Origin of the sequence: Mesorhizobium sp. M0185 (assembly GCF_040322175.1) — a bacterium.
Taxonomy (GTDB): Bacteria; Pseudomonadota; Alphaproteobacteria; order Rhizobiales; family Rhizobiaceae; genus Mesorhizobium.
The window spans coordinates 120,181-145,034 of the sequence record NZ_JAMYSY010000005.1; the positions used below are offsets into that span (position 1 = coordinate 120,181).

At 63.6% G+C, this 24,854-nt stretch carries 24 protein-coding genes; 8 read left to right on the top strand and 16 right to left on the bottom strand.

All coding sequences use genetic code 11. The features are described 5' to 3' along the window. Positions 1-166: 166 nt before the first annotated feature. From NKJ20_RS06285 to NKJ20_RS06295, 3 genes are all read right to left on the bottom strand, one after another. The gene (locus tag NKJ20_RS06285; RefSeq protein WP_352743094.1) at positions 167-292 is read right to left on the bottom strand and encodes a hypothetical protein; all 126 of its coding nucleotides are present in this window, start codon (positions 290-292) and stop codon (positions 167-169) included. Beyond that, positions 293-421, bottom strand: coding sequence for a hypothetical protein (locus tag NKJ20_RS06290; RefSeq protein ID WP_023676389.1), 129 nt, complete (start codon positions 419-421; stop codon positions 293-295). Positions 422-580: 159 nt separating this feature from the next. After that, positions 581-907 carry a GYD domain-containing protein gene (locus tag NKJ20_RS06295; protein WP_023676390.1) on the bottom strand — a complete coding sequence of 109 codons (327 nt, stop codon included), beginning with the start codon at positions 905-907 and terminating at the stop codon, positions 581-583. A 150-nt stretch (positions 908-1,057) separates the two neighbouring features. On the opposite strand from NKJ20_RS06295, the gene NKJ20_RS06300 reads away from it, so the two are divergent. Beyond that, positions 1,058-1,357: a DUF1330 domain-containing protein gene (locus NKJ20_RS06300; RefSeq protein WP_352743096.1), complete on the top strand. Its 300-nt coding sequence runs from the start codon at positions 1,058-1,060 to the stop codon at positions 1,355-1,357. Between the two features lie 671 nt (positions 1,358-2,028). Here NKJ20_RS06300 and NKJ20_RS06305 read toward each other — a convergent pair. Continuing rightward, positions 2,029-2,352, bottom strand: coding sequence for a hypothetical protein (locus tag NKJ20_RS06305; RefSeq protein WP_352743097.1), 324 nt, complete (start codon positions 2,350-2,352; stop codon positions 2,029-2,031). Positions 2,353-2,567: 215 nt separating this feature from the next. On the opposite strand from NKJ20_RS06305, the gene NKJ20_RS06310 reads away from it, so the two are divergent. Further along, a complete protein-coding gene (locus NKJ20_RS06310; protein ID WP_352743099.1) occupies positions 2,568-3,068 on the top strand; it encodes an MmcB family DNA repair protein in 501 nt (166 codons plus the stop codon). 424 nt (positions 3,069-3,492) lie between these two features. Here the strand turns inward: NKJ20_RS06310 and NKJ20_RS06315 are convergent, their stop codons facing one another. From NKJ20_RS06315 to NKJ20_RS06355, 9 genes are all read right to left on the bottom strand, one after another. Next, positions 3,493-3,855, bottom strand: a complete 363-nt coding sequence (locus NKJ20_RS06315) for a nuclear transport factor 2 family protein (RefSeq protein ID WP_352448516.1) — start codon at positions 3,853-3,855, stop codon at positions 3,493-3,495. Between the two features lie 85 nt (positions 3,856-3,940). Next, positions 3,941-4,414, bottom strand: coding sequence for a carboxymuconolactone decarboxylase family protein (locus NKJ20_RS06320; RefSeq protein WP_352743101.1), 474 nt, complete (start codon positions 4,412-4,414; stop codon positions 3,941-3,943). A gap of 111 nt (positions 4,415-4,525) precedes the next feature. Next, the gene (locus tag NKJ20_RS06325) at positions 4,526-6,079 is read right to left on the bottom strand and encodes an alpha/beta fold hydrolase (protein WP_352743103.1); all 1,554 of its coding nucleotides are present in this window, start codon (positions 6,077-6,079) and stop codon (positions 4,526-4,528) included. A 106-nt stretch (positions 6,080-6,185) separates the two neighbouring features. Continuing rightward, the gene (locus NKJ20_RS06330) at positions 6,186-6,491 is read right to left on the bottom strand and encodes a formate dehydrogenase subunit delta (protein ID WP_352455048.1); all 306 of its coding nucleotides are present in this window, start codon (positions 6,489-6,491) and stop codon (positions 6,186-6,188) included. After that, a complete protein-coding gene (gene fdhD, locus NKJ20_RS06335; protein WP_352455049.1) occupies positions 6,481-7,311 on the bottom strand; it encodes a formate dehydrogenase accessory sulfurtransferase FdhD in 831 nt (276 codons plus the stop codon). The genes NKJ20_RS06330 and fdhD overlap by 11 nt, the downstream gene beginning before the upstream one ends. Positions 7,312-7,314: 3 nt before the next feature. After that, positions 7,315-10,227, bottom strand: coding sequence for a formate dehydrogenase subunit alpha (gene fdhF, locus NKJ20_RS06340; protein ID WP_352743105.1), 2,913 nt, complete (start codon positions 10,225-10,227; stop codon positions 7,315-7,317). Between the two features lie 12 nt (positions 10,228-10,239). Further along, on the bottom strand, positions 10,240-11,796 hold the full coding sequence (locus NKJ20_RS06345; protein ID WP_352448522.1) for a formate dehydrogenase beta subunit: 1,557 nt from the start codon (positions 11,794-11,796) through the stop codon (positions 10,240-10,242). Continuing rightward, a complete protein-coding gene (locus NKJ20_RS06350; RefSeq protein WP_352448523.1) occupies positions 11,793-12,272 on the bottom strand; it encodes a formate dehydrogenase subunit gamma in 480 nt (159 codons plus the stop codon). The genes NKJ20_RS06345 and NKJ20_RS06350 overlap by 4 nt, the downstream gene beginning before the upstream one ends. Before the next feature lie 133 nt (positions 12,273-12,405). Further along, positions 12,406-13,305: a LysR family transcriptional regulator gene (locus NKJ20_RS06355; RefSeq protein ID WP_352448524.1), complete on the bottom strand. Its 900-nt coding sequence runs from the start codon at positions 13,303-13,305 to the stop codon at positions 12,406-12,408. Between the two features lie 194 nt (positions 13,306-13,499). Here NKJ20_RS06355 and NKJ20_RS06360 point away from each other — a divergent pair, with 194 nt between their 5' ends. Beyond that, complete coding sequence (locus NKJ20_RS06360; protein WP_023676807.1) at positions 13,500-14,141, top strand: DUF47 domain-containing protein; 642 nt, start codon at positions 13,500-13,502, stop codon at positions 14,139-14,141. Next, positions 14,141-15,145, top strand: a complete 1,005-nt coding sequence (locus NKJ20_RS06365) for an inorganic phosphate transporter (protein WP_352743107.1) — start codon at positions 14,141-14,143, stop codon at positions 15,143-15,145. The genes NKJ20_RS06360 and NKJ20_RS06365 overlap by 1 nt, the downstream gene beginning before the upstream one ends. 38 nt (positions 15,146-15,183) lie before the next feature. On the opposite strand, the gene NKJ20_RS06370 is transcribed toward NKJ20_RS06365, so the two are convergent. Then, positions 15,184-15,561, bottom strand: coding sequence for a VOC family protein (locus NKJ20_RS06370; protein ID WP_023676809.1), 378 nt, complete (start codon positions 15,559-15,561; stop codon positions 15,184-15,186). 194 nt (positions 15,562-15,755) lie between these two features. Between NKJ20_RS06370 and NKJ20_RS06375 the strand changes: the two genes are divergently transcribed. The 4 genes from NKJ20_RS06375 (at position 15,756) to chrA (ending at position 21,526) form a co-directional block, all read left to right on the top strand. Next, positions 15,756-16,940, top strand: a complete 1,185-nt coding sequence (locus NKJ20_RS06375; RefSeq protein WP_352448527.1) for an Mrp/NBP35 family ATP-binding protein — start codon at positions 15,756-15,758, stop codon at positions 16,938-16,940. A 237-nt stretch (positions 16,941-17,177) separates the two neighbouring features. Then, entirely contained in the window at positions 17,178-18,983 is a 1,806-nt protein-coding gene (locus NKJ20_RS06380; RefSeq protein ID WP_352743109.1) for an IlvD/Edd family dehydratase, read from the top strand. A gap of 318 nt (positions 18,984-19,301) precedes the next feature. Continuing rightward, a complete protein-coding gene (locus NKJ20_RS06385) occupies positions 19,302-20,141 on the top strand; it encodes a chromate resistance protein ChrB domain-containing protein (protein WP_352743111.1) in 840 nt (279 codons plus the stop codon). Next, on the top strand, positions 20,138-21,526 hold the full coding sequence (gene chrA, locus NKJ20_RS06390; RefSeq protein ID WP_352448530.1) for a chromate efflux transporter: 1,389 nt from the start codon (positions 20,138-20,140) through the stop codon (positions 21,524-21,526). Before NKJ20_RS06385 ends, chrA begins: the two co-directional genes overlap by 4 nt. 3 nt (positions 21,527-21,529) lie before the next feature. On the opposite strand, the gene NKJ20_RS06395 is transcribed toward chrA, so the two are convergent. Further along, positions 21,530-23,119, bottom strand: coding sequence for a trimethylamine methyltransferase family protein (locus NKJ20_RS06395; RefSeq protein WP_352448531.1), 1,590 nt, complete (start codon positions 23,117-23,119; stop codon positions 21,530-21,532). 194 nt (positions 23,120-23,313) lie between these two features. Beyond that, complete coding sequence (pdxR, locus tag NKJ20_RS06400; RefSeq protein ID WP_023676815.1) at positions 23,314-24,807, bottom strand: MocR-like pyridoxine biosynthesis transcription factor PdxR; 1,494 nt, start codon at positions 24,805-24,807, stop codon at positions 23,314-23,316. Positions 24,808-24,854 lie beyond the last annotated feature (47 nt).

The window sequence follows — 24,854 nt, forward strand, 5'->3', positions numbered from 1 at the left end:
GTTGCAAAATCAATGGGCCAAGAACAAGAACCAGGAGACGAAGAAATCACCCATGAATGTCGGTGACGCTGCCCGGCGCTCTGGCCTGCGGCCAAGACCATCCGTTGCTACCAGGAGATCGGCCTGAGACGCGGCCGCCGCAGGGGAAAGTCCAGACGGGCCGGGTTTAATAAAGGACGCCGCGAAGCACGGTCCAAGCCAGAAGCCCGAACGTGCCGATCACCACCAATGCACCAAGGGCCGTGCCGATCGTTTCAGGCAGTCCATCGGGGCGACCAGGACCGTCGGCCATTCAACTATCGATCATGACGTAGGCCGCACCAAATACGGCAACGATAATTGCCCCAAGCACCGCCCATCCTCTGATAGCCGGGCGGATTTCCTCCGGCGTCGCTGATTTCCGGTCGTCATCTTCCGTCATCTAATGCTCCTCGTAAAACACCGTAGCCGACATTGAAAGCGCAAGCTGCCGGCGCTGCCAAGAGCCGCAGTGGACTCTTTTGCGCAAAAGTTTAGGAACGTGCGCAGTTCGCGAGCAAGCGTTACCAGCCTTCGACACTCCGCAAAGCGCGGGCGGCGGTCACGATCCCGGCGGGCGGTACCGGATCGACTTCGCTTTGCCAAGCGCGTCCATCGTCTCTTCGACACTTAACAGGACGGTGGTCTGGTACGAGCTGAGCGCGCCTCCCGCGCCGATGGCGAGCATGACGGAGGCCATGGACACATTGTCCGGCGCCTCCCACAGGTTCCAGCCATCGTACTCTCCGAAGGCATACCAGAACCCGTGCAGCTTTCCGCCGACCGACTCGATGTAGGAACGGGCAGCCTCGCGTCTATCCTCGGGATTATCCATCAAGCGCGCCCAGGTTTCGGGCCTGTAGCTGAATCGCGTGAGATACATCGGCATGGTTCGTCTCCTCCCAGAGCTGCCCCCACCAAGACAGTTAAGCGCCCCAATCCCGGAGAACGCGAGTCGTTTCCGAGGCGTAGTACCGCTGGCTTAGTTGCGGGGCCGCTAATAGACCTGTTTCAATGTTTTTTTCAGGGAGTAAGGTCAATGGCCGCATATCTCATTGCTGATGTAGACATAACCGACGCCGCCGTTTTCGAGGAATACCGCCGGGACGTGCCGGCAACCGAAGCCCGCTACGGGGGGAGGTACATCGCTCGCAGCGGAGCCACCAAAGTTCTGGAGGGCGATTGGGAACCTCATCGCCTCGTCATTGTCGAATTCCCGGACATGGCGTCCCTCCTGGCATGGTACGACTCTCCAGAATACGGCCGCCTCAAAGCCATCCGCGAACGCTGCGCAAAGACGAGAATTATTGCCCTGGAGGGCATGATGCCGGTTAGCTGAGGGCCGGGTCGATGACAATGGCAAGTCTGAGTTGCCATATCTGGTGCGGCCCGGCGACGGGACAGGAGCATTCTGATATGAATCAGCAAGCTTTAGACTTGCGGGCGGGAAATGACGGCCAATGATGGGAGGATGACGCCGGAAGCACCCATTGAACGGGACCTACAAATCAATATGACCCAACACCCGATCGGCAGGCGGTGTTACAGCGTGACCTAGGGTTGTGTCATGGCGTTGAAAATGCCGGCGACAACTATCGCACATAAGGCTGCGGCCCCAAGCCCTCCCACAATGATGCACCACCAGGCGCGGCCATTTCCCCGAAGCACGGGATTCATTTTTATCATCCTTCGCGCCAGAAGCCCTTGGTAGAGTGCATAAGAAGACCCGAAACCGGCTAGCCAAATAACAGAAAATACGACGCCCCGCGTGAGCATCCTATTGAGCCTAGTCTGCTCGACCGTCAATCTTGCATTCTCAGTAACCATGCTTCGCCACCTTGTTGATTATGCTGCGACCACTATCGGGCCTGCAGCGGTGAATATTAGATCAACCGCGACGCCTCGCGAAAACATAGCTCCCCTCACCAGTAGGAAACGCATTCATAACGCGAGCGGCCCGCCTTGTGAAAGGGCGGGCCTTTATCGTTTCTCAAAAGGCAATTATGTACTTTACAAACAGGAAGGCCTGAAGACGCGGGTAGGCCCTTCTTCGGGGTCGATCACCAGCACAACGTTTTCTGGGTTTTGCCAAGGCAACAACATCACGTAGGCCGCAAAATCGTCTTCAGGGAAATGGTTGAAGCCACCACCGGCTACAAACATTTGCGGGTGCTTGCTGCCGCCAAAGCTATCCTCGACGCTGTTAAGTTGTTGGAAGGGGGCGCGCTCTGCCAGCCATTCCTGTATGCTCTCGAAGAGAATGGGCAGGCCGTTCGGGCTCGATAGATCTTCAGCAGAAGACGTACAAAGCACCACACCGCTCACGACGCTCATTGTGACTCAGCCATTGCCTAACGGGCCTTCTTGCCCGTCTCCAGCCGTTCGAAAGCAGCTTCTTCGTTGTGGAAGTGTGGCTCGAAAAGGACACTCATAACCCGGATTCCTACTGTGGATTCAAAGTATCAGGCACGTCGCCGTGTTTGTAAAGTGCGTAATCGCCCCGCAAAAACCGGTTCAAACCGTGAACAAAATCTGCCATTGTATCCGCCATGCCGATCATCTCACCTCTACCCCTCAATCCGCTCATCGACGGCCGCCAGTCGGAGCGTGCCATGCTGGTCAGGCGTGGCGTGCAGCGGCTGCTCAGGCAGATGGGTGCGCATGTTTTGCCCGAACTGTCGCTGGCCACCGGGCGCCGCGCCGATCTCGTGGCGCTGACCCGCCACGGCGACATCTGGATCATCGAGATCAAGTCCTCGGTCGAGGATTTCAGGGTCGACCGCAAATGGCCGGACTACCGGCTGCATTCCGACCGTTTCTTCTTCGCCACCCATCCCGGCGTGCCTTCAGAAATCTTTCCGGAGGAATGCGGCTTCATTCTCTCCGACGGTTACGGCGCCGAGATTTTGCGCGATGCGCCCGAGCACCGCATGGCGGCGGCAACGCGCAAGGCGCTGATGCTGAGGATCGCACGCGCCGGTGCGTCGCGGCTGCTGGCGGCGGAGCTTGCCGGCGTGTCGGTGCCCGCGCTGGACGGCGAGAGCGAATAGAAGTTTGCGCTCTCCGTACTTATAGACGTCGCGCTGCCCCTCATCCGGCTGCCGCCACCTTCTCCCCGTAAGTGACGGGGAGAAGGGAGTAAGCCGGACTGCTATTCCACGATGCGGTAGATGTTCCACAGGCTGGTGCCCGACACGACATAGGGCTCCATCTCCTTGCCCCATTTGGCGTGCGCGGCGATCTTGCCGATCCTGGCGAAGAACGCCTCCAACTGGCGAGGCTTTTGACCTGGTGATGTGACCCGACCGTCGCTTCCCGCGCGCCGTTCGATCCGGTCATGATCTGGAACTTGAGATCGTCGAGACCGACCTGCGAGCCGATCTCGCGTTCTCATTCTTTAACAGTTCGAGCACGGTCTGCTTGTGGCCGAATTTTGCGTCGATCTGCCATCTGGCACTGAACATCGCCGCCTCCTTATTCGTCCCAGGCCTGCACGACCGTCTGCCGTGCGATCTGGCCGTTCTTCAGCTCCAGCATCGCCGCGCAGAATACCTTGGTCCCGTCCGGATAGGAGCAGGCCTGGGTGAAGGCGAGATTGTTGCCGTCGGCGATGGTGGTGTCGACCTTGTGGGTCATCGCCCGGCTGCAGATGTCGTCCCAGAACGTGGTGATCGCAGCGCGCCCGCGGATTTCGCGCGGCTTGCTCGGCGGGTTGTTGCGGTCGATCACCCGCACCAATGCGTCGTCGGCATAGAAGCTCGCCAGCAATTTTCCATCACGGCCCTCAATCGCCTTCTTGATCGCAGCGCCGTCTATCGTCTGTGTCTTGGTCAGCATTTTTTCCTCCATAGGCCCGTTTTCTCGGATCGGGTGGTTGCTTGATCATGCACTGCCCGGCGCTCGCCGCCGGGCAGTGGCTTCTTCACTGCGACTTCGCCTTGACGGCCGCGAACACCTCGTCGGACTGTTTCTTGAAAGTGGCGAGATCGACCTGGCTGCCGTTGAGCATCGTCGACCAGTGGCGCACGATCGCCGCCATCGCCACCGCCTCCTTGATCTCCTCGTCGCTGGCGCCATTGAGCTTGGCCGCCTGCGTGTGGAAATAGATGCAGTACTGGCAGGGGATCTGCGAGGCGACGGCGAGGCCTATCAATTCCTTGGTCTTGCCGTCGAGCGCGGTGTTCGGGTTGAGCTGCACGCCCTTGATCTCGGCCCAGGCGCCGGCAACGGCGACGTCCGGCAGCGTCTTGAACATGTCCGGTACCGAGCCGAGCGTTGCCTGGATGTCCTTGTAGGCAGCCGTCGCCGAGGCGTCTTCGGCCTTGGCAGGAACGATCGCCAACAGCGCGCCAACGCCTGCCGCCAGCACCAGTGATTTGAGTGTCGACTTCAGCATTTTATTCCTCCCTTCGCAGCACCTTTCCCGGCGACATCCGCCTGGCCTGCATGGGACGAAGTGATAGCGCTTACGCATGCCTGGCCGCTTCGCCCGAAAGCGCCATGGCTCCTATGGCCCGTGCGGGCCAGCGTGCCGGGCCGAGAACGCCGCCGCCGCCGCCCGCGACGGCAGGTCCAGCTTGAGCAGAATATTGGCGACGTGGCGCTTGACGGTGTGTTCGCTCAGCCCGAGTTCGGCGGCGATCGCGGCATTGCTCTTGCCATCGGCGATGAGGTTCACCACCTCGCTTTCGCGCGCCGTCAGTGCGGCCGGCTCGGCAGCCTTAGCCTTCGGCCGGCAGGCCGGCTCCAGATGCTGTTCCGAGGTCGCCTGCACCAGCGCCAGCGGCTCATCCAGCTCGTCAAGCGCGATGCGCCCGGCGTCATTGAAATGAAGGCCTGAACCGGCGGCGAGGTCGGCGACCAGCCGCGAAGCGAGGATGTCGCCGCGCCCGGCATGCGCGGCAAGCTGCATCGTCACGCGCGCCGTCAACCCCGTCGGCGGTCCGCGCAACTCGACCTCGCCGACATGCACGCCCTGCGCGCTGGCGACGCCGATCTCCTGCGCCGCATCGCGCAGGGCCGCCGCGCAGCGTACGGCCCGCGCCGGGCCGTCGAAGCGCGCCATCATCAGCTCGCCATGCGTGCCGGCCGGCCGGCCGCCATGGCGCCCGACCGTAAGCCGCCATGTTTCCTGAAAACGCTGGCTACGCTCGCTCCACATGCGGTCGCCAAGCCGCGCCGTGTCGTAGATCCGGGTGACCAGCAGTGCAGCCAGCACGCGCTCGGCCTCGGCAACGGCGCGCGCTCCGGTCAGGAATTCCTCGATCAGATCGGCCACCCGGTCGACATCGCCGGTCCAGATCGGGTGGTCGCGCCCGGCCACCTCGACCAGCCGCGAATTCGGGATCTTCCTTGCCAGGAAGCGGCTGGCCTCCGGGTCGACGCGCGCATCGTTGCGGCGATGGACCAGCAGCGTCGGTGCGCTGATCGCCGCCAGCACGCCGCGCACGTCGATAGCTGCATTCATGCGGGCCAGGGCGATTGCCGCGGTCGGGCTCGCCGACAGCCGCTCGAAGCGCGCCCACCATGTGGCGAAACGCGGATCGTCGACGCGGCCGGGCGCGAAATGCGGCAGGGTGGCGCCGGTGCCCCATGCGGTCTCCGCCGTCGCGATGAACGCCTCAAGGCGTTCCGGCGGCATCACCCATTTGTGGAAATGCGCATAGCCGCCATAAAGCGCCAGCGCCCGCGTCCGCTCCGGGTAGGTGGCGGCGAACAGCATTGCCATCGGCGCGCCTTCCGAAGCGCCGAGCAAGGCGGCGCGGCCGCTGCCGGTCGCATCCATCACCGCGCGTACATCGTCCATGCGGGTTTCGAGGCTGGGCAGATGGTGGGCATCGACGCGATCGGACAGACCGGTGCCGCGCTTGTCGAACAGGATCAGCCGCGAGAACGCGGAAAGCCGCTTCAACAGCCGGGTGTAGCCCTCGTCTTCCCAGTGCAGGTCGAGATTGGAAATGAAACCCGGCACGAAGACGAGATCGAGCGATCCCTGGCCGACCACCTGATAGGCGATCCGCACGTCGCCACTGAGCGCGTATCGAGTTTCGATCGGCCTCACGAGGTTTGTCCGCCCGACCCGACGATTTCCTGTCGCCGATCATAGCAGAGGCGCGTAGCTTGCGGCAGATGAAACCTTAGAGCGAGTGAATATAGGCCGGCGGCGGCTACTTCTGTGACGCGGCGGTCTCGGTGTTCGCTCCGCCGACGCTAAAACCTGCGTCCTCCGGCGCGCCCGGCCGCTTGATGTGTGGCGCGGCCGCGACGACAAGCTCGTTGAACCCTTCGCCGCCGCTGTCAAGCATCTCGAACAATTGCCGGCGCATCCTCGGCTCCCAGAACTTGTTGATGTGCTCGGCGACGCCGGCAATGCCTTGCTCGCGCGGCTTGGAGTGGAAAAAGGCGGCGATCTGGTTGGCCATGCGAACCAGCTTTTCGCTGGTGCTCATGAGGTGGCCCTCGTCATGCGACATGCTTGGCAACTCCGGAAACCACTCGGTCAGGATGGGTGAAAATATCGAAATCGTCGCCGCGCACCAGCGCCACCAGCGTCATGCCGGAATCGTCCGCGGTGCGGATGGCAAGTGCGGTCGGCGCCGAGACGGCAATGATGACGGCCGAGCCGATCGCCGCGGTCTTCTGCACCATCTCGACCGAAACGCGCGACGTGACGACGACGGCCCCCGACCTGCCGTCGATACCGGCTTTGGCCAGCGCGCCAGCCAGCTTGTCCAGCGCGTTATGGCGGCCGACATCCTCGCGCGCCATGACGATGCCCTTGCCGGGAAGGTAAAAACCGGCGGCGTGGACGGCACCGGTCTCGGCGTGCAGCGGCTGCAGCTTCGACAAAAGCTTGACCGAGCGGACGATGTCATCGGCCTGAAGTGTAAGTTGCGACGCACCGACCGGGTTTACCGAGCGCATTGCCTCCTCGATGGATTCGATGCCGCACAGCCCGCAGCCGACCGGGCCGGCCAGCCGTCTGCGACGCGCTTCGAAGCGGGTGTTGGCGCTGTCCTTCAGCCGGATCTGGATATCGATGCCGGCGCCGTGATCCTCGACCTCGATCGCTTCGATTTCGTCCGGCGAGGCAATGATGCCTTCGGTCAGCGAGAAGCCGAGCGCGAAATCCTCGAAATCAGCCGGGCTTGCCATCATCACCGCATGCGTGGTGCCGGCAAAGGAGAACGCCACCGGCGTCTCTTCCGGCACCATGCGGTTGGCGGCCGCAGTGCCGCCGGCGCGGCGCGCGAGGCGCGAGATCTGCGCAATGGCTTTGCGGCGCGCGGTCAAGGACTACTCCGCCGCTTCCAACTTCGCGATGCGGCGGCTTTGCTTTGCCTGCTCGTCATAGTCGCGCTGCCATTCCGACGGGCCGTTGGATGCACCCACCTGCACCGCGGTCACCTTGTATTCCGGGCAGTTGGTCGCCCAGTCGGAGAAGTCGGTGGTGATGACGTTGGCCTGGGTGTCGGGATGGTGGAAGGTCGTATAGACGACGCCCGGCGACACCCGCTCGGTGATCAGCGCGCGCAGCGTCGTCTCGCCGGAGCGGCTGGTCAGCCGCACCCAGTCGCCGTCGCGCAGGCCGCGATTTTCGGCATCGTGCGGATGGATCTCCAGCCGGTCCTCGCTATGCCAGACCACATTGTCGGTGCGCCGGGTCTGCGCGCCGACATTGTATTGCGACAGGATGCGGCCGGTGGTCAGCAGCAGCGGGAAGCGCGGTCCGGTCCTTTCGTCGGTCGCGACGTATTCGGTGCGGATGAACTTGCCCTTGCCGCGCACGAAGCCGCCGATATGCATGATCGGCGTGCCTTCCGGCGACTTCTCGTTGCAGGGCCACTGCACCGAGCCCACCCGGTCGAGAAGGTCGAAGGAAACGCCGGCGAAACTTGGTGTTGTCTTGGCGATCTCGTCCATGATCTGGGACGGATGCGTGTAGTTCCAGCCGAGGCCGAGCGCCTTGGCGAGCTCCTGCGTCGCTTCCCAGTCGGCATAGCCGCATTTCGGCTCCATTACCTTGCGCACCATGTTGATGCGGCGCTCGGCATTGGTGAAGGTGCCGTCCTTCTCGAGGAACGTCGAGCCGGGCAGGAACACATGCGCGTAGTTGGCCGTCTCGTTGAGAAAGAGGTCGTGCACGACGACGCATTCCATCGCGGCGAGACCGGCGGCGACATGCTTGGTGTCGGGGTCCGACTGCAGGATGTCCTCGCCCTGCACATAGAGCCCCTTGAACGAGCCGTCGACGGCCGCATCCAGCATATTGGGGATGCGCAGGCCGGGCTCGTCGTCGAGCTTGACGCCCCACAGGCTCTCATAGATGGCGCGCACCGCGTCGCCTGAAATGTGGCGATAGCCGGGAAGCTCGTGCGGGAACGAGCCCATGTCGCAGGAGCCCTGCACATTGTTCTGGCCGCGCAGCGGGTTCACGCCGACGCCCGGCCGGCCGATATTGCCGGTCGCCATGGCGAGGTTAGCAATGGCGATGACGGTGGTCGAGCCCTGGCTGTGCTCGGTCACGCCGAGGCCGTAATAGATCGCGCCGTTACCGCCGCGGGCGTAGAGCCGCGCCGCGCCGCGTATGTCGTCGGGATCGACATTTGCAAGCTGGCCGACCACTTCCGGGCTGTTTTCCGGCAGCGCCACGAACGATGCCCAGTCCTGGAACTCGTCCCAGTCGCAGCGCTCGCGGATGAAGGCCTCGTCGAACAGGCCCTCGGTGACGATGACATGGGCAAGTGCGGTCAGCATGGCGACGTTGGTGCCCGGCTTCAGCGGCAGATGGAACTGCGCCTCGACGTGGGCCGAGCGCACGATGTCGGTGCGGCGCGGATCGAGCACGATCAGCTTGGCGCCCTCGCGCATGCGCTTCTTCATGCGCGAGGCGAACACCGGATGCGCATCGGTCGGATTGGCGCCGATCAGCAGGATCACGTCCGTCTGCTCGATCGAATCGAAGTCCTGCGTGCCGGCGGAGGTGCCGAAGGTCTGGCCGAGACCATAGCCGGTCGGCGAATGGCAGACGCGGGCGCAGGTATCGACATTGTTGTTGCGGAAGCCCTGCCGGACAAGCTTCTGGACGAGGTAGGTCTCCTCGTTGGTGCAGCGCGAGGAGGTGATGCCGCCGATCGAGGTGCGGCCGTACTGGTACTGGATGCGGCGGAATTCATTCGCCGTGTGGGTGAGCGCCTCTTCCCACGACACTTCGCGCCACGGATCGCTGACCTTCTCGCGGATCATTGGTTTCAGGATCCGGTCCTTGTGCGTCGCATAGCCATAGGCGAAGCGGCCCTTGACGCAGGAGTGGCCGTGGTTGGCCTTGCCTGCCTTGTAGGGCATCATGCGGATGACCTCGTCGCCCTTGACCTCAGCCTTGAACGAACAGCCGACGCCGCAATAGGCGCAGGTGGTGACGGTCGAGCGCTCGGGCAGGCCTTTCGCCAGCACGGTCTTTTCTCTCAGCGCATCGGTCGGGCAGGCCTGCACGCAGGCCCCGCACGACACGCATTCGGAATCGACGAACGCCTCGTGCATGCCGGCCGAGACCCTGGATTCGAAGCCGCGGCCCTCGATGGTCAGCGCGAACGTGCCCTGCACCTCCTCACAGGCGCGCACGCAGCGCGAGCAGACGATGCACTGCGTAGGATCGTAGGTGAAATACGGGTTCGATTCATCGCGGGCGATGTAATCGATGGTCAGCGAGCCATGGCCGGGCGCCACGCCGTTTTCCTGCTTGACGTGGTTGCGGCCGTCCACGCCATAGCGGTTCTCGATCAGGCCGACCGTCCTGACGATCTTGTCGAACTCGCTGGCGCCAGTGCCGGCCTTCTCGCCCCACGCCGCAGGATGGTCGGAGACGTAGAGTTCCATCACGCCGCGGCGAATGGCGTCTAGCCGGTCGCTCTGCGTATGCACGACCATGCCTTCGCCGACCGGCGTCGTGCATGAGGCCGGCGTGCCGCCGCGCCCGTCGATCTCGACGAGGCAGACCCGGCAGGAGCCGAACGAGTCCAGCATGTCGGTGGCGCAGAGTTTCGGGATTTCGACGCCCGCTTCCATCGAAGCGCGCATGATCGAGGTACCGGCCGGCACCGTTATCGACTTGCCGTCGACGGTCAGCGTCACTTGCTGCTCGGCTTCAGAGGCGGGTGTGCCGTAGTCGATTTCCTGGACCAGCGATTTGATGTCGAATGCCGCGTTCATACCTGTCCGCTCCTATTCCGCTGCTTCGGCGACCGGCGTCGGCCGAAAGTCGTCCGGGAAATGGTTGAGTGCACTCATCACTGGATATGGGGTGAAGCCGCCGAGAGCGCAAAGCGAGCCGAACTTCATCGTGTTGCAAAGGTCGGTGACCAGCGCGATCTGCTTTTCCGGTTCGACGTTCTGGGCGAGCCGGTCCAGCACCTCGACACCGCGCGTCGAGCCGATGCGGCACGGCGTGCACTTGCCGCAGCTCTCGATGGCGCAGAATTCCATGGCAAAGCGTGCCTGCTTCAGCATGTCGGCGCTGTCGTCGAAAACGACGATGCCGGCATGGCCGATCAGCCCGTCCTTGGCGGCAAACGCTTCGTAGTCGAACGGCGTGTCGAACAGCGCGCGCGGGAAATAGGCGCCGAGCGGGCCACCCACCTGCACCGCTTTGACCGGGCGTCCCGTCGCCGTGCCGCCGCCGATATCGTCGACGATCTCGCCCAGCGTCATGCCGAACGCCGCCTCGTAGAGACCGGGATACTTGACGTTGCCGGCAATCTGGATGGGGATGGTGCCGCGTGAACGGCCCATGCCGAAATCCTTGTAGAAGGCGGCGCCCTTGTCCATGATCACCGGCACCGAGGCCAGCGAGATGACGTTGTTGATCACTGTCGGCTTGCCGAACAGGCCCTTGTGCGCCGGCAGCGGCGGCTTGGCCCGCACCTGTCCGCGCTTGCCTTCGAGGCTGTCGAGCAGGGCGGTTTCCTCGCCGCAAACATAGGCGCCGGCGCCGACGCGCACTTCCATGTCGAATGAATTGGCCGAGCCGAGCACATTGACGCCGAGCACGCCGGCCTTGCGGGCGATCTCGACGGCCTTCTGCATCACCGCCACCGCGTGCGGATATTCGGAGCGGATATAGATAAAGCCCTTGGTCGCGCCGGTGGCGATGCCGGCGATCGCCATGCCTTCGATCAGCACGAAGGGGTCGCCTTCCATGATCATGCGGTCGGCGAACGTGCCGGAATCGCCTTCATCGGCATTGCAGACGATGTATTTGCGGTCGGCCGACGTATCGAGCACAGTTTTCCATTTGATGCCAGTCGGGAAGCCGGCGCCGCCACGACCGCGCAGCCCGGACTCGGTCACCTGCTTGACGACCTCGGCCGGCGTCATCGCCACTGCATTCTGCAGGCCCTTCAGCCCGCCATGCGCCTTGTAGTGATCGAGCGACAGCGGATCGGTGACGCCGCAGCGCGCAAAGGTCAGCCGCGTCTGCCTGGCAAGGAACGGGATCTTGTCCGGTGCGCCCAGCCAGCGCTTGTGGTGGCCGCCGGTGAGAAAGCCGCAGTCGAACAGGCTTTTGACGTCGGAGGGCTTCACCGGCCCATAGGCGACGCGGCCACTAGCTGTTGCCACTTCGACCATCGGCTCGAGGAAATAGGCGCCGCGCGAGCCGTTGCGCACGATCTTGGCCTCGATGCCGCGCTCGGCCAGTTCCGCCCGAATCGCCTTGGCGACCTTTTCCGCGCCGAGCGCCAGCGCGCCGGAATCGCCGGGAATATAGATACGCGGGATCATGAGCGCACCTCGGCAACGATCTCGTTGAGCTTTTCGTCGTCGAGCCGACCGATCACCTCCCCGTCCAGCATCGCCGACGGCGAGCAGGCGCAAAGGCCGAGGCAATAGACCGGCTCCAGCGTCACCGAACCGTCACGGGTTGTCTCGTGGAAGCCGATGCCCAGCAATGATTTGAGCTTGGCGGCGATCGCATCCGAACCCATCGACTGGCAGGCTTCCGCCTGGCAGAGCTTCAGCACATGGCGGCCAGCCGGCTGGCTGCGATAATCGTGATAGAAGGTCACGACGCCGTGCACCTCGGCCCTGGAGATGTTCAGCGCCTCGGCGATGACCGGAAGCGCGTCCTGCGGCACATAACCGAACTCTTCCTGGATGCCGTGCAGGATCGGCAGCAGCGGGCCTTCGAGGCCTTTCAGCTCGTGGATGATCGCCGCGGTGCGCGATGCGATCTCGGTACTTGCAGGCTGCATCGTCATGCAGCGCCCTCCCTGGTCGTGGCGGTCTTCCGCTAAGTGCTTAGGAAATCAGAGGAAACCCGCTAAATCAATAAAGCCGATCCGTTGCTCGATAGAAATTTTCTATCGTTCGCAGTCACCAGCATTGTCTAGCCTAGCGGCGGCCGCGGAAATCGTCCGCCAGCGCCATTGCCTCGTCCAACAGCGCCGAGACGAGCGGCGTGTGCGGTTCGCGCCGCGCCGCCACCAGCCCGACCGTGTGGCTTGCGTCGGGCTCGACGATCGGGATCGCCCGGATCGGCTCGGAAAAACCGAAGGTTTCCGAGAGGTTAAGCGGCATGATCGACGACCATTTGCCGGTGCGGATATGCGAAAACAGCACGATCATCGAGTTGGATTCCAATGTCGGCCGCACCTGCACGCCGGCTTCGGCCAGATGCTGGTCGATGATGCGGCGGTTCTGCATGTCCGGCGTCAGCAGGCAGAGCGGCAGCTGGCTGAGTTCCGCCCATGTCACTTTGTCGCGGTCGGAATAGGGGTTCCCGACGGCGGTGATCAGTTGGTAGCGCTCGTCGTAGAGCGGCACGCTGGTGACGCGTCCGAGCGGCTCGTTGTCGAGATAGGTGACGCCGGCGTCGATGTCGAAATTGCCGAGCAGCGACAGCACCTCGATCGAGGTCCGCGACAGCACCGAGAAGGTGACGCCGGGGTGCTTTGCCCGAAACGGCGTCGTCAGTCGCGCCACCATGGCCAGCGCCGTCGGGATCGCGGCGATGCGGATGCGCCCTGACAGGCCGTGGCGTGCCGCCCGCATCTCCTCGCGCATGGTCCTGCTGTCGCCGACGATGCGGCGCGCCCACACCAACACCTGCTTGCCTTCCGGCGTCAATCCCTGGAAGCGCGAGCCGCGCAGCACCAGCATCACGCCGAGCTGGCCTTCCAGCTGCTTGATGCCGGCCGAAAGCGTCGGTTGGGTGACGCCGCACACCTCCGCCGCCCGACCGAAATGTTCTTCCCTGGCAAGTGCTATGAAGAATTCCAGCTTGTCGATCATGCCGTCGGGAGCCTGTCACGGACGCTGTGTCCGATTGTAGCGCGCAACGTCGTGGAAATCGCCTTCGGCCGCAAGCCGCCTGTGTAAATCGCCCGCATCCACATCTTTCAGCCGGCTTACTGTTTCCCGCGATGGAATGCGGCGCTATGTGGATGAGACGGGGGTCGTGGACTGGACACGACGGGAGATCGAACATGCTGGGCTGGTTCCGCAAGCTTTTGCCGCGCGAAGATCGCTTCTTCGACCTGTTCGAGCGGCATTCCCGCACCGTGGTCGGTGGCGCCGAGGCACTGCAGCAGCTTTTGCAGGGCAACGACATCGACCGCTGGTGTCAGACGATCATCGATCTCGAGGACGAAGCCGATCAGATCACCGCGGAAGTGCTGCTGGCCGTGCGCCGCTCCTTCATCACGCCCTTCGACCGTGGCGACATCAAGGACCTGATCCAGTCGATGGATGATGCCATCGACATGATGCACAAGACCGTCAAGACGGTAAAGCTGTTCGAAAAGAAGGAATTCGACCCGCTGATGCAGGAAATGGGGGGCGTCATCGTCGAGGCCGCCAAGTTGGTGGCCGAGGCGATCCCGCTGCTCGGCAAGGTCGGGGCGCATACGGTGCGCCTCAACGCCATCGCCGAGGAAGTCATGCGCGCCGAAGGCCGGGCCGACGACCTGCACGAACAGGGCCTGAAGGACCTGTTCAAGCGGCACGGCCGCAGCGATCCGATGGCCTATCTGATCGGCAGCGAGATCTACGGCCAGCTGGAAAAGGTGGTCGATCGCTTCGAGGACGTCGCCAACGAAATCAGCGGCATCGTCATCGAGAACGTATAGTGGAAGCCGCAATAGCCTTTCCCGTACTGGTCGGCCTTGTCGCCGTTGCACTGTTCTTCGATTTCCTCAACGGCCTGCACGATGCCGCCAACTCCATCGCCACCATCGTCTCGACCCGCGTGCTGAGGCCGCACTATGCGGTGTTCTGGGCGGCTTTCTTCAATTTCATCGCCTTCATGTTCTTCGGTCTTCACGTGGCGGAGACGCTCGGAACCGGCATCATCGACGCCAGCATCGTCACGCCGGCAGTGATCTTCGCAGCACTTGTCGGCGCCATCGTCTGGAATATCGTCACCTGGCTCGTCGGCATCCCGTCCAGCAGCTCGCACGCTCTGATCGGCGGTTTGGTCGGCGCCGGCGTTGCCAAGGCAGGCACCGGCGCCATCGTCTGGACCGGGTTGGGCAAAACGACGGCGGCCATCGTGCTATCGCCGGCGGCAGGTTTTCTGCTGGCGCTCGTCCTGATCCTCGCGGTCTCCTGGCTGTTCGTGCGGCGGACGCCGTTCGCCGTCGACAGCACCTTCCGCGTCATGCAGTTCTTTTCCGCCTCGCTCTATTCGCTCGGCCATGGCGGCAACGACGCGCAGAAGACTATGGGCATCATCGCCGTGCTGCTCTATTCGCAAGGCATGCTCGGCGCGAATTTTTACGTGCCGCTGTGGGTCGTCATCACCTGTCAGTCGGCGCTGGCGCTGGGCACGTTGCTCGGCGGCTGGCGCATCGTCCACACCATGGGCTCGAAGATCACCCGGCTGAACCCGATGCAGGGTTTCTGCGCCGAGACCGGCGGAGCGATCACCCTGTTCGCCGCCACCTGGCTCGGTATTCCGGTATCGACCACGCACACGATCACCGGCGCCATCATCGGCGTCGGCGCCGCCCGCCGCGTCTCCGCCGTTCGCTGGGGCATTGCCGGTAACATCGTGGTGGCATGGATCGTCACCCTGCCGGCAACCGCGGCGATCGCGGCTCTCACCTACCTCGCGGTCGGCCTGGCATGGTGACAGCACCGTAGCACTGCGCGGCAGGCGATGCGCCGTATCTACCTATCCACAAGGTTCAGGATGTTGCCGTCCGGATCCTTGAACCATGCGACCTTCATGCCCTGACCGACATGAACATCGCCCTCCAGCGTCAGGCCTGGCATGTCGTAATGCTCGAAGGTCACGCCCTTCGATTTCAATGCCTCAACGATCTTGCCGAGTTCGTCGCCGACCGTCCATGTCACAGCCGTCGCCTTGTTGGTCCCAGCGAAGTTCGAACGGTAGACGTTGATGCTGGTGTCGCCGCTTTTATAGACGATCAGTTCGCCACCTTCATTGTGCACCTCTTTCAGGCCAAGGACCCCTTCGTAGAATGCCTTGGCCTTGGCCAGGTCCTTCACGGCGAGATTGGCCGTCGCGTTGCTGTTTGCGAGCATGATTCGTCTCCTTCCCTGGCTGTCATTCCATGCTCATGAAATAGGCTGCGTTGACGATTTGGCGACGGCTGCTCCCACTGGAAATGCCGTCATATGCTCGCTGCCTCCCCGATACGCCGCTGCAATTGGTGGTCCATCGCTTGGTTCTGTTCCGGAACTGCATTATCTGGAGCGGAAAAGTAGAGGAAAAACTCATGCCCGCCGCCAATGAAAACGTGACCAAGGAAATCGTTATCGAGCGCCTGAAGACGGTCAATGGGCCGGATTTCACCGGCAATATCGTCGACCTCGGCCTGGTTTCCGAGATTTTCATTGCCGATGCCAAGGTGTTCTTTTCGATCACCGTTCCCGCTGCCCGTGCCCAGGAGATGGAACCGCTGCGTGCGGCGGCCGAACGTGTCGTCAAGGCGATCCCCGGTGTTGCCGGCGCCGTGGTCGCGCTGACGGCGGAAAAGAAGGGCGGCGGCATGGAGGCGCCGGTTCCGCAAAGACCGGCTCAGAGGCCCGCTCCGCCGGCCGCACCTGCGCGTCCCGCGCCGCAGGCGCCCGCCTCGCACAGCCAGGGCAAGCGCGGCGTACCCGGCATCGAAGCGATCATCGCCGTCGCTTCCGGCAAGGGCGGCGTCGGCAAGTCGACCACCGCCGTCAATATCGCCCTTGGGCTTGCCGCCAACGGGCTGCGGGTCGGGGTGCTCGATGCCGACATTTATGGCCCTTCCATGCCGCGTCTGCTCAACATTCGTGGCAGGCCGCAGACCGTCGACGGCAAGATCCTGAAGCCGATGCAGAATTATGGCCTCAAGGTCATGTCGATGGGCTTCCTCGTCGATGAGGAGACGCCGATGATCTGGCGCGGGCCGATGGTGATGTCGGCATTGACGCAGATGCTGCGCGAGGTCGAATGGGGACCGCTTGATGTGCTCGTCGTCGACATGCCGCCCGGCACCGGCGACGCCCAGCTGACCATGGCCCAACAGGTGCCGCTGGCCGGCGCCGTCATCGTCTCGACGCCACAGGACCTGGCCCTGATCGATGCGCGCAAAGGCCTCAACATGTTCAGAAAGGTCGACGTGCCGCTATTGGGTATCGTCGAAAACATGAGCTATTTTCTCGCCCCCGATACGGGAAAACGCTACGACATCTTCGGCCATGGCGGCGCGCGCCGCGAGGCCGAGCGTCTCGGCGTCACCTTCCTTGGCGAAGTGCCGCTCGAGATGGGCATCCGCGAAAGCTCCGATGCCGGCACGCCAGTGGTGGTCTCCAAGCCGGATGGCGCTGAGGCGAAAATCTATCGCGACATCGCCGCCAGGGTCTGGGACCGCGTCAATGAAGAGCGCGGCGCGGCCGAGGCTGCAGTGCCGAGCATCGTGTTCGAGTGATGCGGATGTCCCTCCCCAAGTGGGCCTCTTGAGGGGGAGGGTGGCCGGAAGGGTCAGGTAGGGTCCGCGGCGACGCGCTCCAACTCTCCGGGATGGCGGGCTGACAAACCACGATCCCGTCTAGCGCGGAGGCAGATGTATGTCTTTCGTACCAAAGAGCGGATTCGGATGGCGCGTGCCCCTTGCCTGCTCCCGCGCGTTGTCATATCGATTTGTCATACAAATACGGAGACCACGATGGCAGGCGCCCCCACCCACAAGAAAAAATTTCGCTCGCAAGAGTGGTTCGACAATCCCGACAATCCGGGCATGACGGCACTCTATCTGGAGCGCTACCTGAATTACGGGCTGACGCGGGCCGAACTGATGTCCGGCAAGCCGCTGATCGGCATCGCCCAGACCGGCTCGGACCTGTCGCCCTGCAACCGCCATCACATCGAACTGGCCAAGCGCGTGCGCGAAGGCATCGTCTCGATGGGTGGCATCCCTTTCGAGTTCCCTTGCCACCCGATCCAGGAGACCGGCAAGCGGCCGACTGCTGCACTTGACCGCAACCTTGCCTATCTCAGCCTGGTAGAGGTGCTCTACGGCTATCCGCTCGACGGCGTGGTGCTCACCATCGGCTGCGACAAGACGACGCCGGCCATGCTGATGGCCGCGGCCACCGTCAACATTCCGGCTATCGCGCTTTCGGTCGGCCCGATGCTCAACGGCTGGCACAAGGGCAAGCGCACCGGCTCCGGCACTATCGTCTGGGAATCGCGCCAGCGCCTGTCGGCCGGCGAGATTGGCTATGACGAGTTCATGGATATCGTTGCCTCCTCGGCGCCGTCGACCGGCTATTGCAACACGATGGGTACCGCCACCACGATGAATTCGCTGGCCGAGGCGCTCGGCATGCAATTGCCGGGCTCGGCCGCTATCCCCGCCCCCTATCGCGAGCGCGGCCAGATCGCCTACGAGACCGGAAAGCGCATCGTCGACATGGTGCATGAGGATCTGAAGCCCTCCGACATCATGACCCGTAAGGCCTTCGAGAACGCCATCGTCGTCAACTCGGCGATCGGCGGCTCGACCAATGCGCCGATCCACCTCAACGCCATCGCCCGCCATCTCGGCGTTTCGCTCGACAATGACGATTGGCAGAAGGTCGGCCTCAACATACCGCTCATCGTCAATCTGCAGCCGACGGGCGAATATCTCGGCGAGGACTATCACCATGCCGGCGGCGTGCCGGCCGTGGTCGCCGAACTGATGAAGGGCGGCCTGCTGCCCTATCCGGATGCCATGACAGCTAACGGCAAGACCATCGGCGACAATTGCAGCGGCGCCGTCAACGAGAACCTCGACGTCATCCGCACGGTTGCCGAGCCGTTGAAAGCCAATGCCGGCTTCATCAATCTCAAGGGCAATCTGTTCGATTCGGCGATCATGAAGACCAGCGGCATCTCGCCCGAATTCCGCGAGCGCTATCTGTCGAACCCGAAGGACCCCGAAGCCTTCGAGGGCAACGCCATGGTCTTCGACGGCCCCGAGGACTATCACGCCCGCATCGACGACCCGGCACAGGGCATCGACGAGCACACCATCCTGTTCATGCGCGGCGCCGGCCCGATCGGCTATCCCGGCGGCGCCGAAGTCGTCAACATGCAGCCGCCTGCCTATCTGATCAAAAAGGGCATCCACGCGCTGGCCTGTATCGGCGACGGTCGCCAGTCGGGCACGTCGGGCTCGCCATCGATCCTCAACGCCTCGCCGGAAGCCGCCATCGGCGGCGGCCTGGCGCTGCTGAAGACCGGCGACCGCGTCCGCATCGACCTGCGCAAGGGCACCGCCGACATCCTCGTCAGCGACGACGAGATCACGCGGCGCCGCGCCGAGCTGCAAAACAATGGCGGCTATCAGTATCCGAAGCACCAGACGCCCTGGCAGGAAATCCAGCGCGGCATGGTCGACCAGTTTTCCGAAGGAATGGTGCTGAAGCCGGCGGTGAAATACCAGGATGTGGCTCATACAAGCGGCGTGCCGAGGGACAATCACTGACCAGGGTCCGTCGCACGAGCCAGCCGCCGATGCAGGCAATTTGCCGAGGTCAGCGCCAGGAGGTGTAGGGGTGGGGGTACATCGTAGAGCGAAAGCCTCGGCTTTCCACCTGCGATAGCCTGCCGTTAATGGGCAGAAATGCCCGGCACAGGGTTGGACGCGGTCATTTGTCAACAGCGATTGCTCCCGCGAGAACGGCAATGCTTGACAAGCGGGCGTGACAAATCCACGATCATCGCAAGGGGTGCATCGCGACGACCCCGTGAGGCGTCAGCCCAACGTTCGCGTCCAAGCTTCTCTTTCAAGGAGGTGGACGCCATGCCGTCAACAACCGCTATCACTGTATCGCAACTGTCCCGTCTGATTGGGCTGCCGGGTGCACCCGCAATCATCGACGTCCGCATCGATGATGACTACAACGCCGATCCGCGCCTGCTGCCGGGGTCGGATCGTCGTGATTTCAGGAGTGTCTCGAACTGGGCTGCCGACTTCGCCGGCAGGCAAGTGACAGTTGTCTGCCAACAGGGAAAAAAGCTCTCGCAAGGCGTGGCCGCATGGCTACGGCAGGAGGGCGTTGCCGCCGAATCGCTCGATGGCGGGTTTGAAGCGTGGCGCGATGCCAAGGGCCTTCTCGTTCACGCCGACAAGATACCGCCCGCCGATGCCAAGGGCCGCACCGTTTGGGTGACGCGTACGCGCCCGAAGATCGACCGCATCGGCTGCCCCTGGCTGATCCGGCGCTTCATCGATCCTCACGCGGTCTTTCTCTTCGTCGAGCCGGCCGAAGTGGCGGCCGTCGCCGATCGCTTTCAGGCCATCCCCTTCGACATCGAGAACGTGTTCTGGAGCCACCGCGGCGAACGCTGCACCTTCGACACCATGATCGAGGAGTTCGGGCTCAAATCCGAAGCGCTCGATCGCCTGGCCACGATCATACGCGCTGCCGATACTGCGAGCCTCGATCTTGTTCCACAGGCGGCCGGGTTCCTGGCCGCCTCGCTTGGCCTGTCACGGATGTTTCGCGACGATCTGGAGCAGCTCGAGGCCGGCATGCTGCTTTACGATGCGTTCTTCCGCTGGTGCCGCGATGCCACCGAGGAGACGCATAACTGGCCGGTCGCCGGCGCAGTCAGTCTCGGCACAGGCAAACCATCGTGAGCGCCGTCCTTTCGAAAAAGCCGGCGGAGATTCAGGAGCCCGCTGTGCCGAGCTTCCGGCAGGCCGTGAAGGTCTGGGCAAAAATCGGCGTGCTCAGCTTTGGCGGCCCGGCCGGGCAGATCGCGCTCATGCACAAGGAACTGGTCGAGGAACGGCGCTGGATCGGCGAACAGCGCTTTCTGCATGCGTTGAACTACTGCATGCTGCTGCCTGGCCCCGAGGCCCAGCAACTCGCCATCTATATCGGCTGGTTGCTGCACAAAACGGCCGGCGGCCTTGTTGCCGGCATTCTCTTCGTCGTGCCGGGCGCGCTTGTCATGCTCGTCCTGAGCAGCCTCTATGCGCTCTATGGCGATGTACCGCTCGTCGCGGCGCTGTTTTTCGGGGTCAAGGCGACCGTGCTCGCCATTGTCATCGACGCGGTGATCCGGATTGGCAGACGCGCGCTGAAAAACCCGGTCATGGTGTCGATCGCACTCGCCGCCTTCATTGCCATCTACGCGTTGAACGTGCCGTTTCCGCTGATCGTGCTGCTTGCCGGGCTGGCAGGCTGGATCGGCAACCGTAGTGCGCCGGCAGTTTTTTCCGGCGCCTCGCATGGCAAGGGCGATGTTCCCGACATAAAGGGCGTGGTCGATCTGATGTTCGAGCGCGGTGAACTGACCCACGTCAGGCCGACACGATGGCACGCGCCGCGCACTTTGGCGATCTGGCTGCCGATCTGGCTGGGGCCTGTTCTGCTGGTCTGGGCTTTCACCGGCCCTGCCAGCGTTTGGACTCAAATCGGTGGCTTCTTCAGTGTCATGGCGGTCGTCACCTTCGGCGGCGCCTACGCAGCCCTTGCCTATGTCGCGCAGGCAGCGGTCGAGTACTTCGGCTGGCTGGCACCCGGTGAAATGGTCGACGGCCTCGGACTTGCCGAAACCACGCCGGGTCCGCTCATCCTGGTCTTGCAGTTCGTCGGCTTCGTTGCCGCGTTCCGCCAGCCGGGCTTGCTGGCGCCGCTGCTTGCCGGACTGTTTGGCGGGCTGTTCACGCTGTGGGCGACGTTTACCCCATGTTTCCTATGGATATTCCTTGGGGCGCCTTACATCGAAGCGCTGCGCGGCAACAAGGCGCTGTCGGCGGCGCTCGGTGCGATCACCGCCGCCGTCGTCGGCGTCATCATGAATCTCGCTCTATGGTTCGGCTTGCACGTCATCTTCGGCGAAGTGCGCAATGTCGGGCTTGGAATGGACGTGCCGGTGCTTTCATCGATAGACTGGCGCGCGGCGCTGCTTTCCTGTGCCTCGATGATCGCCATTCTGAAGCTGAAGATCGGTATGCTGCCGACGCTTGCCGGATCGGCGCTGGCCGGTGTCTTGTTGCTGGCGGCGAGCGGGTAACGCTCAGCCGCCCATTCTGCTTCGCGGCAGCTTGATCATATCGCCGAAGCGGGCGCGCAATTTGTCGTCGACCGGCTTTGGCACATGGCGCGGGAAGCGTTCGGCAAGCACGCGTTTCTTCTCGATGATCGCCCGCTGCAGGATATCGGGCCTGCCTTTCTCATTCCATTCCTTCGGCGAAAAGCGGTCGCCGACGGCCGGATAGAAATATTCGGTCTGCATCAGCCGCAGCGTCTGCTCGTTGCCGAGATAATGGCCCGGGCCCTTCAGGCAGACATCGGCAATCGTGTCGATCGACAGCGACTCGTCCGTCACTTCGATGCCGCGCACGCAGCGCAGGCAGTGGCCGAGCATGTCGTTGTCGATGATCAGGCTCTCAAGGCAAAAGCCGAGCAGCGAGGCGTGCATGCCGGCCGATTCGTAAACCAGGTTGAGGCCGGCAAGACCGGCCATCACGTCGGTTATGCCCTTTTCGTAGCCGGACTGAATATCAGGCAGTTTCGAATCTGTCATGCCGGCGGCCGAACCACCCGGCAGGTCGTAAAATTGCGCCATCTGCGCGCAGGCCGCGGTCAGCACCGCCTGCTCGGCCGAACCGCCCGACATGGCGCCGGTCCGGAGATCCGAGACAAACGGCCAGGTACCGAAAATCGCCGGATGGCCTGGCTTGATGGCGTTGACGTAGATGAGGCCGACGAGCACTTCGGCGACCGCCTGCACCACGGCGCCGGCAATCGCCGCCGGTGCCGTCGCACCCGCCTGTCCTGCCGACAGCAGCAGGATCGGAATGCCGCCCTCGACGCAGGCTTCGAGAACGCCACAGGCGTCCTCGGCAAACTTCATCGGCGGCACGACAAAGCAGTTCGAATTGGAGACGAAAGGCCGCGCGCGAAAATTCTCTTCGCCGCCCGCGATCGCATAGAGCATGTCGAGCGCCGGCTTGACGTTCTCACGCACGGTAAACGAGGTGCCGACATGCTTCGACGTGCCCATGACGCAGGCGTAGAGCGTGTTGAAATCCATATCGAGCGGGTCGGGAATGTCGCGCGGCACCATCGGCCGCTGGAAGAAATGGATGTTGTCGAGCCCTTCGACCAGGCGCGCGGCATCGTAAATGTCCTGCAGCAGCGACTCGCGATACTCACGCTTTTCGACATCGACAAGATGCACCGCAGCACCGGCCGTGCCGTAGTGCACACGCTTGCCCTGGATCACCATGTCGTGCTTCGGATCCTGGCCGTGGAGGGTGAAATGCCGCGCCGCGTTCTTGATGGTGTCGAGCACAAGGCCGCGAGGAAAGCGCAGGCGGCCGTCCTCACTGAAGGTCGCGCCGGCTTTGGTCAGCGCCTCGATGCAGGAGGGGATGGCGTTGGCGAAGCCGACCGTCTCCAGAAGGGTAAGCACGGCCTCGTGGATACGTTCGCAATCGCTGCCGCTGAGCGGGCTGTAGCTTCCGCCTTCGAGGCCGGCACGCACCGGCTTGACGTCGTCGGCAAGCGGTGCCGCCCGCATGGCGCGGCGCGCCTCGCGCCCGCCGGACCGCCGCGAACGCTGGTCTGCGGACACGTCCTGCTTCTCATGGGCCATTGGCATGAAGGCACTCCAACTTTAGCTGCGGAGCGGGCGCGGCGGTTGGTCCACCATCGGCCTGCTCCGTCCCCTCTATACAGCGACTATGCCGCCGGCTTTGGCACAGCCTATGTGCCAGCCGGTCCCGTCGCATATGCCAAGGAGCTAAAGAACCGGAGCCGCACGACATGCGCCAGGCTCCGGTCGGGGAAGGGAGATCAGGCCGCTGCCGGCCTGCGTCCAGCTGCCGTCGCCAGTTCGCGGATGCCGGGTTCGATGTGCTGCAACGCGATCGAGGAAATGCCCAAGCGCATGAAACGCGATGGCTTTTCGGTGCGGTCGAAGAAGCGGTCGCCAGGCTCGATGATGACGCTGCGCGAGGCCGCGGCCTCCGCCAGCCCGCGCGAATCGGTGCCGCGCGGCCCCTCGAGCCAGAGCGACGTGCCGCCGGCCGAATCGGTCGAGCGCCACTCCGGCAGGAAGGCGGAAATCGCATGGACCAGACGCTTGCGCCTCTCGTCGAAGGCGCTCGACAGCCGCCGCACCAGCGCCTCGTGATGGCCGAGCGACAGGAACAATGCGACGGCGCGCTGGTTGTTCGCCGGCGGATGGCGCAGCATGAAGCGGCGTAGCGCCCGAAGCTCGGAGATCAGCCCGGCCGAGGCGACGATGTAGCCGAGCCTGAGGCCGGGAGCCAGCGTCTTCGACATCGAGCCGACATAGACGACGCGGCCGGAGCGATCGAGGCTCTTCAGCGCCTGCTGCGGCGCCTCGTCCAGGAGCTGGCTGTCATATCCGTCCTCGATGATGATCTGGTTGTGCCGGTTGGCGCGCGCCAAAAGCTCCTGCCGCCGCTCTGCCGACAGCGGCACCATGGTCGGGCAATGGTGGCTGGGCGTGACGAAGACGAAGCCGGAATCATTGGGAATGGCCGAGGTTACGATGCCGGAGTGGTCGACCGGAACCGGCTGGATCTCGGCGCCGGCCAGCCGGAAGATCGAACGTGCATCGGGATAGCCCGGGTCCTCCATCGCCACCTTGGAGCCCTTGGTCATCAACAGCGTCGCCAGCATGTAAAGCGCGTTCTGGGCGCCCAACGTCACGATGATCTCGTCCGGATTGGCGAAGATGCCGCGTCGCGGCAGCAGCCGTGCCTGGATCTGCTCGATCAGGAGCGGATCGTCGCGGTCGACCATGTCGGATGCCCAGTTGCGGATTTCGAGCACCGCCAACGCCATGCGGTTGCACTCGCGCCATTCGGCGGTCGGGAACAGCGCCGGGTCGAATTGGCCATAGACGAAGGGGTATGACGACTTGATCCAGTTGTCGTGCTTGGCCGGCGGCGGCATGTCGCTCGCCGCGATCTGCCGACGCGCCTTCCAGTCGATCTCGTTGGCCTGGTCGGGCGCCTTCTGATGCGGCTTGGCCGGCGTCGCCAGCACTTCGGGATTGACGAAATGGCCGCGGCGCTCGCGCGCCACCAGGAAGCCCTGGTCGACCAGCTGCTGGAAGGCCAGCACCACGGTGCCGCGCGCCACGCCGAGTTTTTCGGCAAGAATCCGGCAGGACGGAAGCGGCATGGAAGCCGCGATCTGCCGGTCGAGGATGGCGGCGACGATCGCCTGGCGGATCTGCGCCTGCAGGGTCTGACCGGATTCCGCCGAAATCCGGAACAGGCCGGACCATATGGCCGTGTCGTTTCGCTGTGGCATGGGAGATGTTCCTCGATGGCCAGCTTTTTTCACTTGGCTGGACCAGT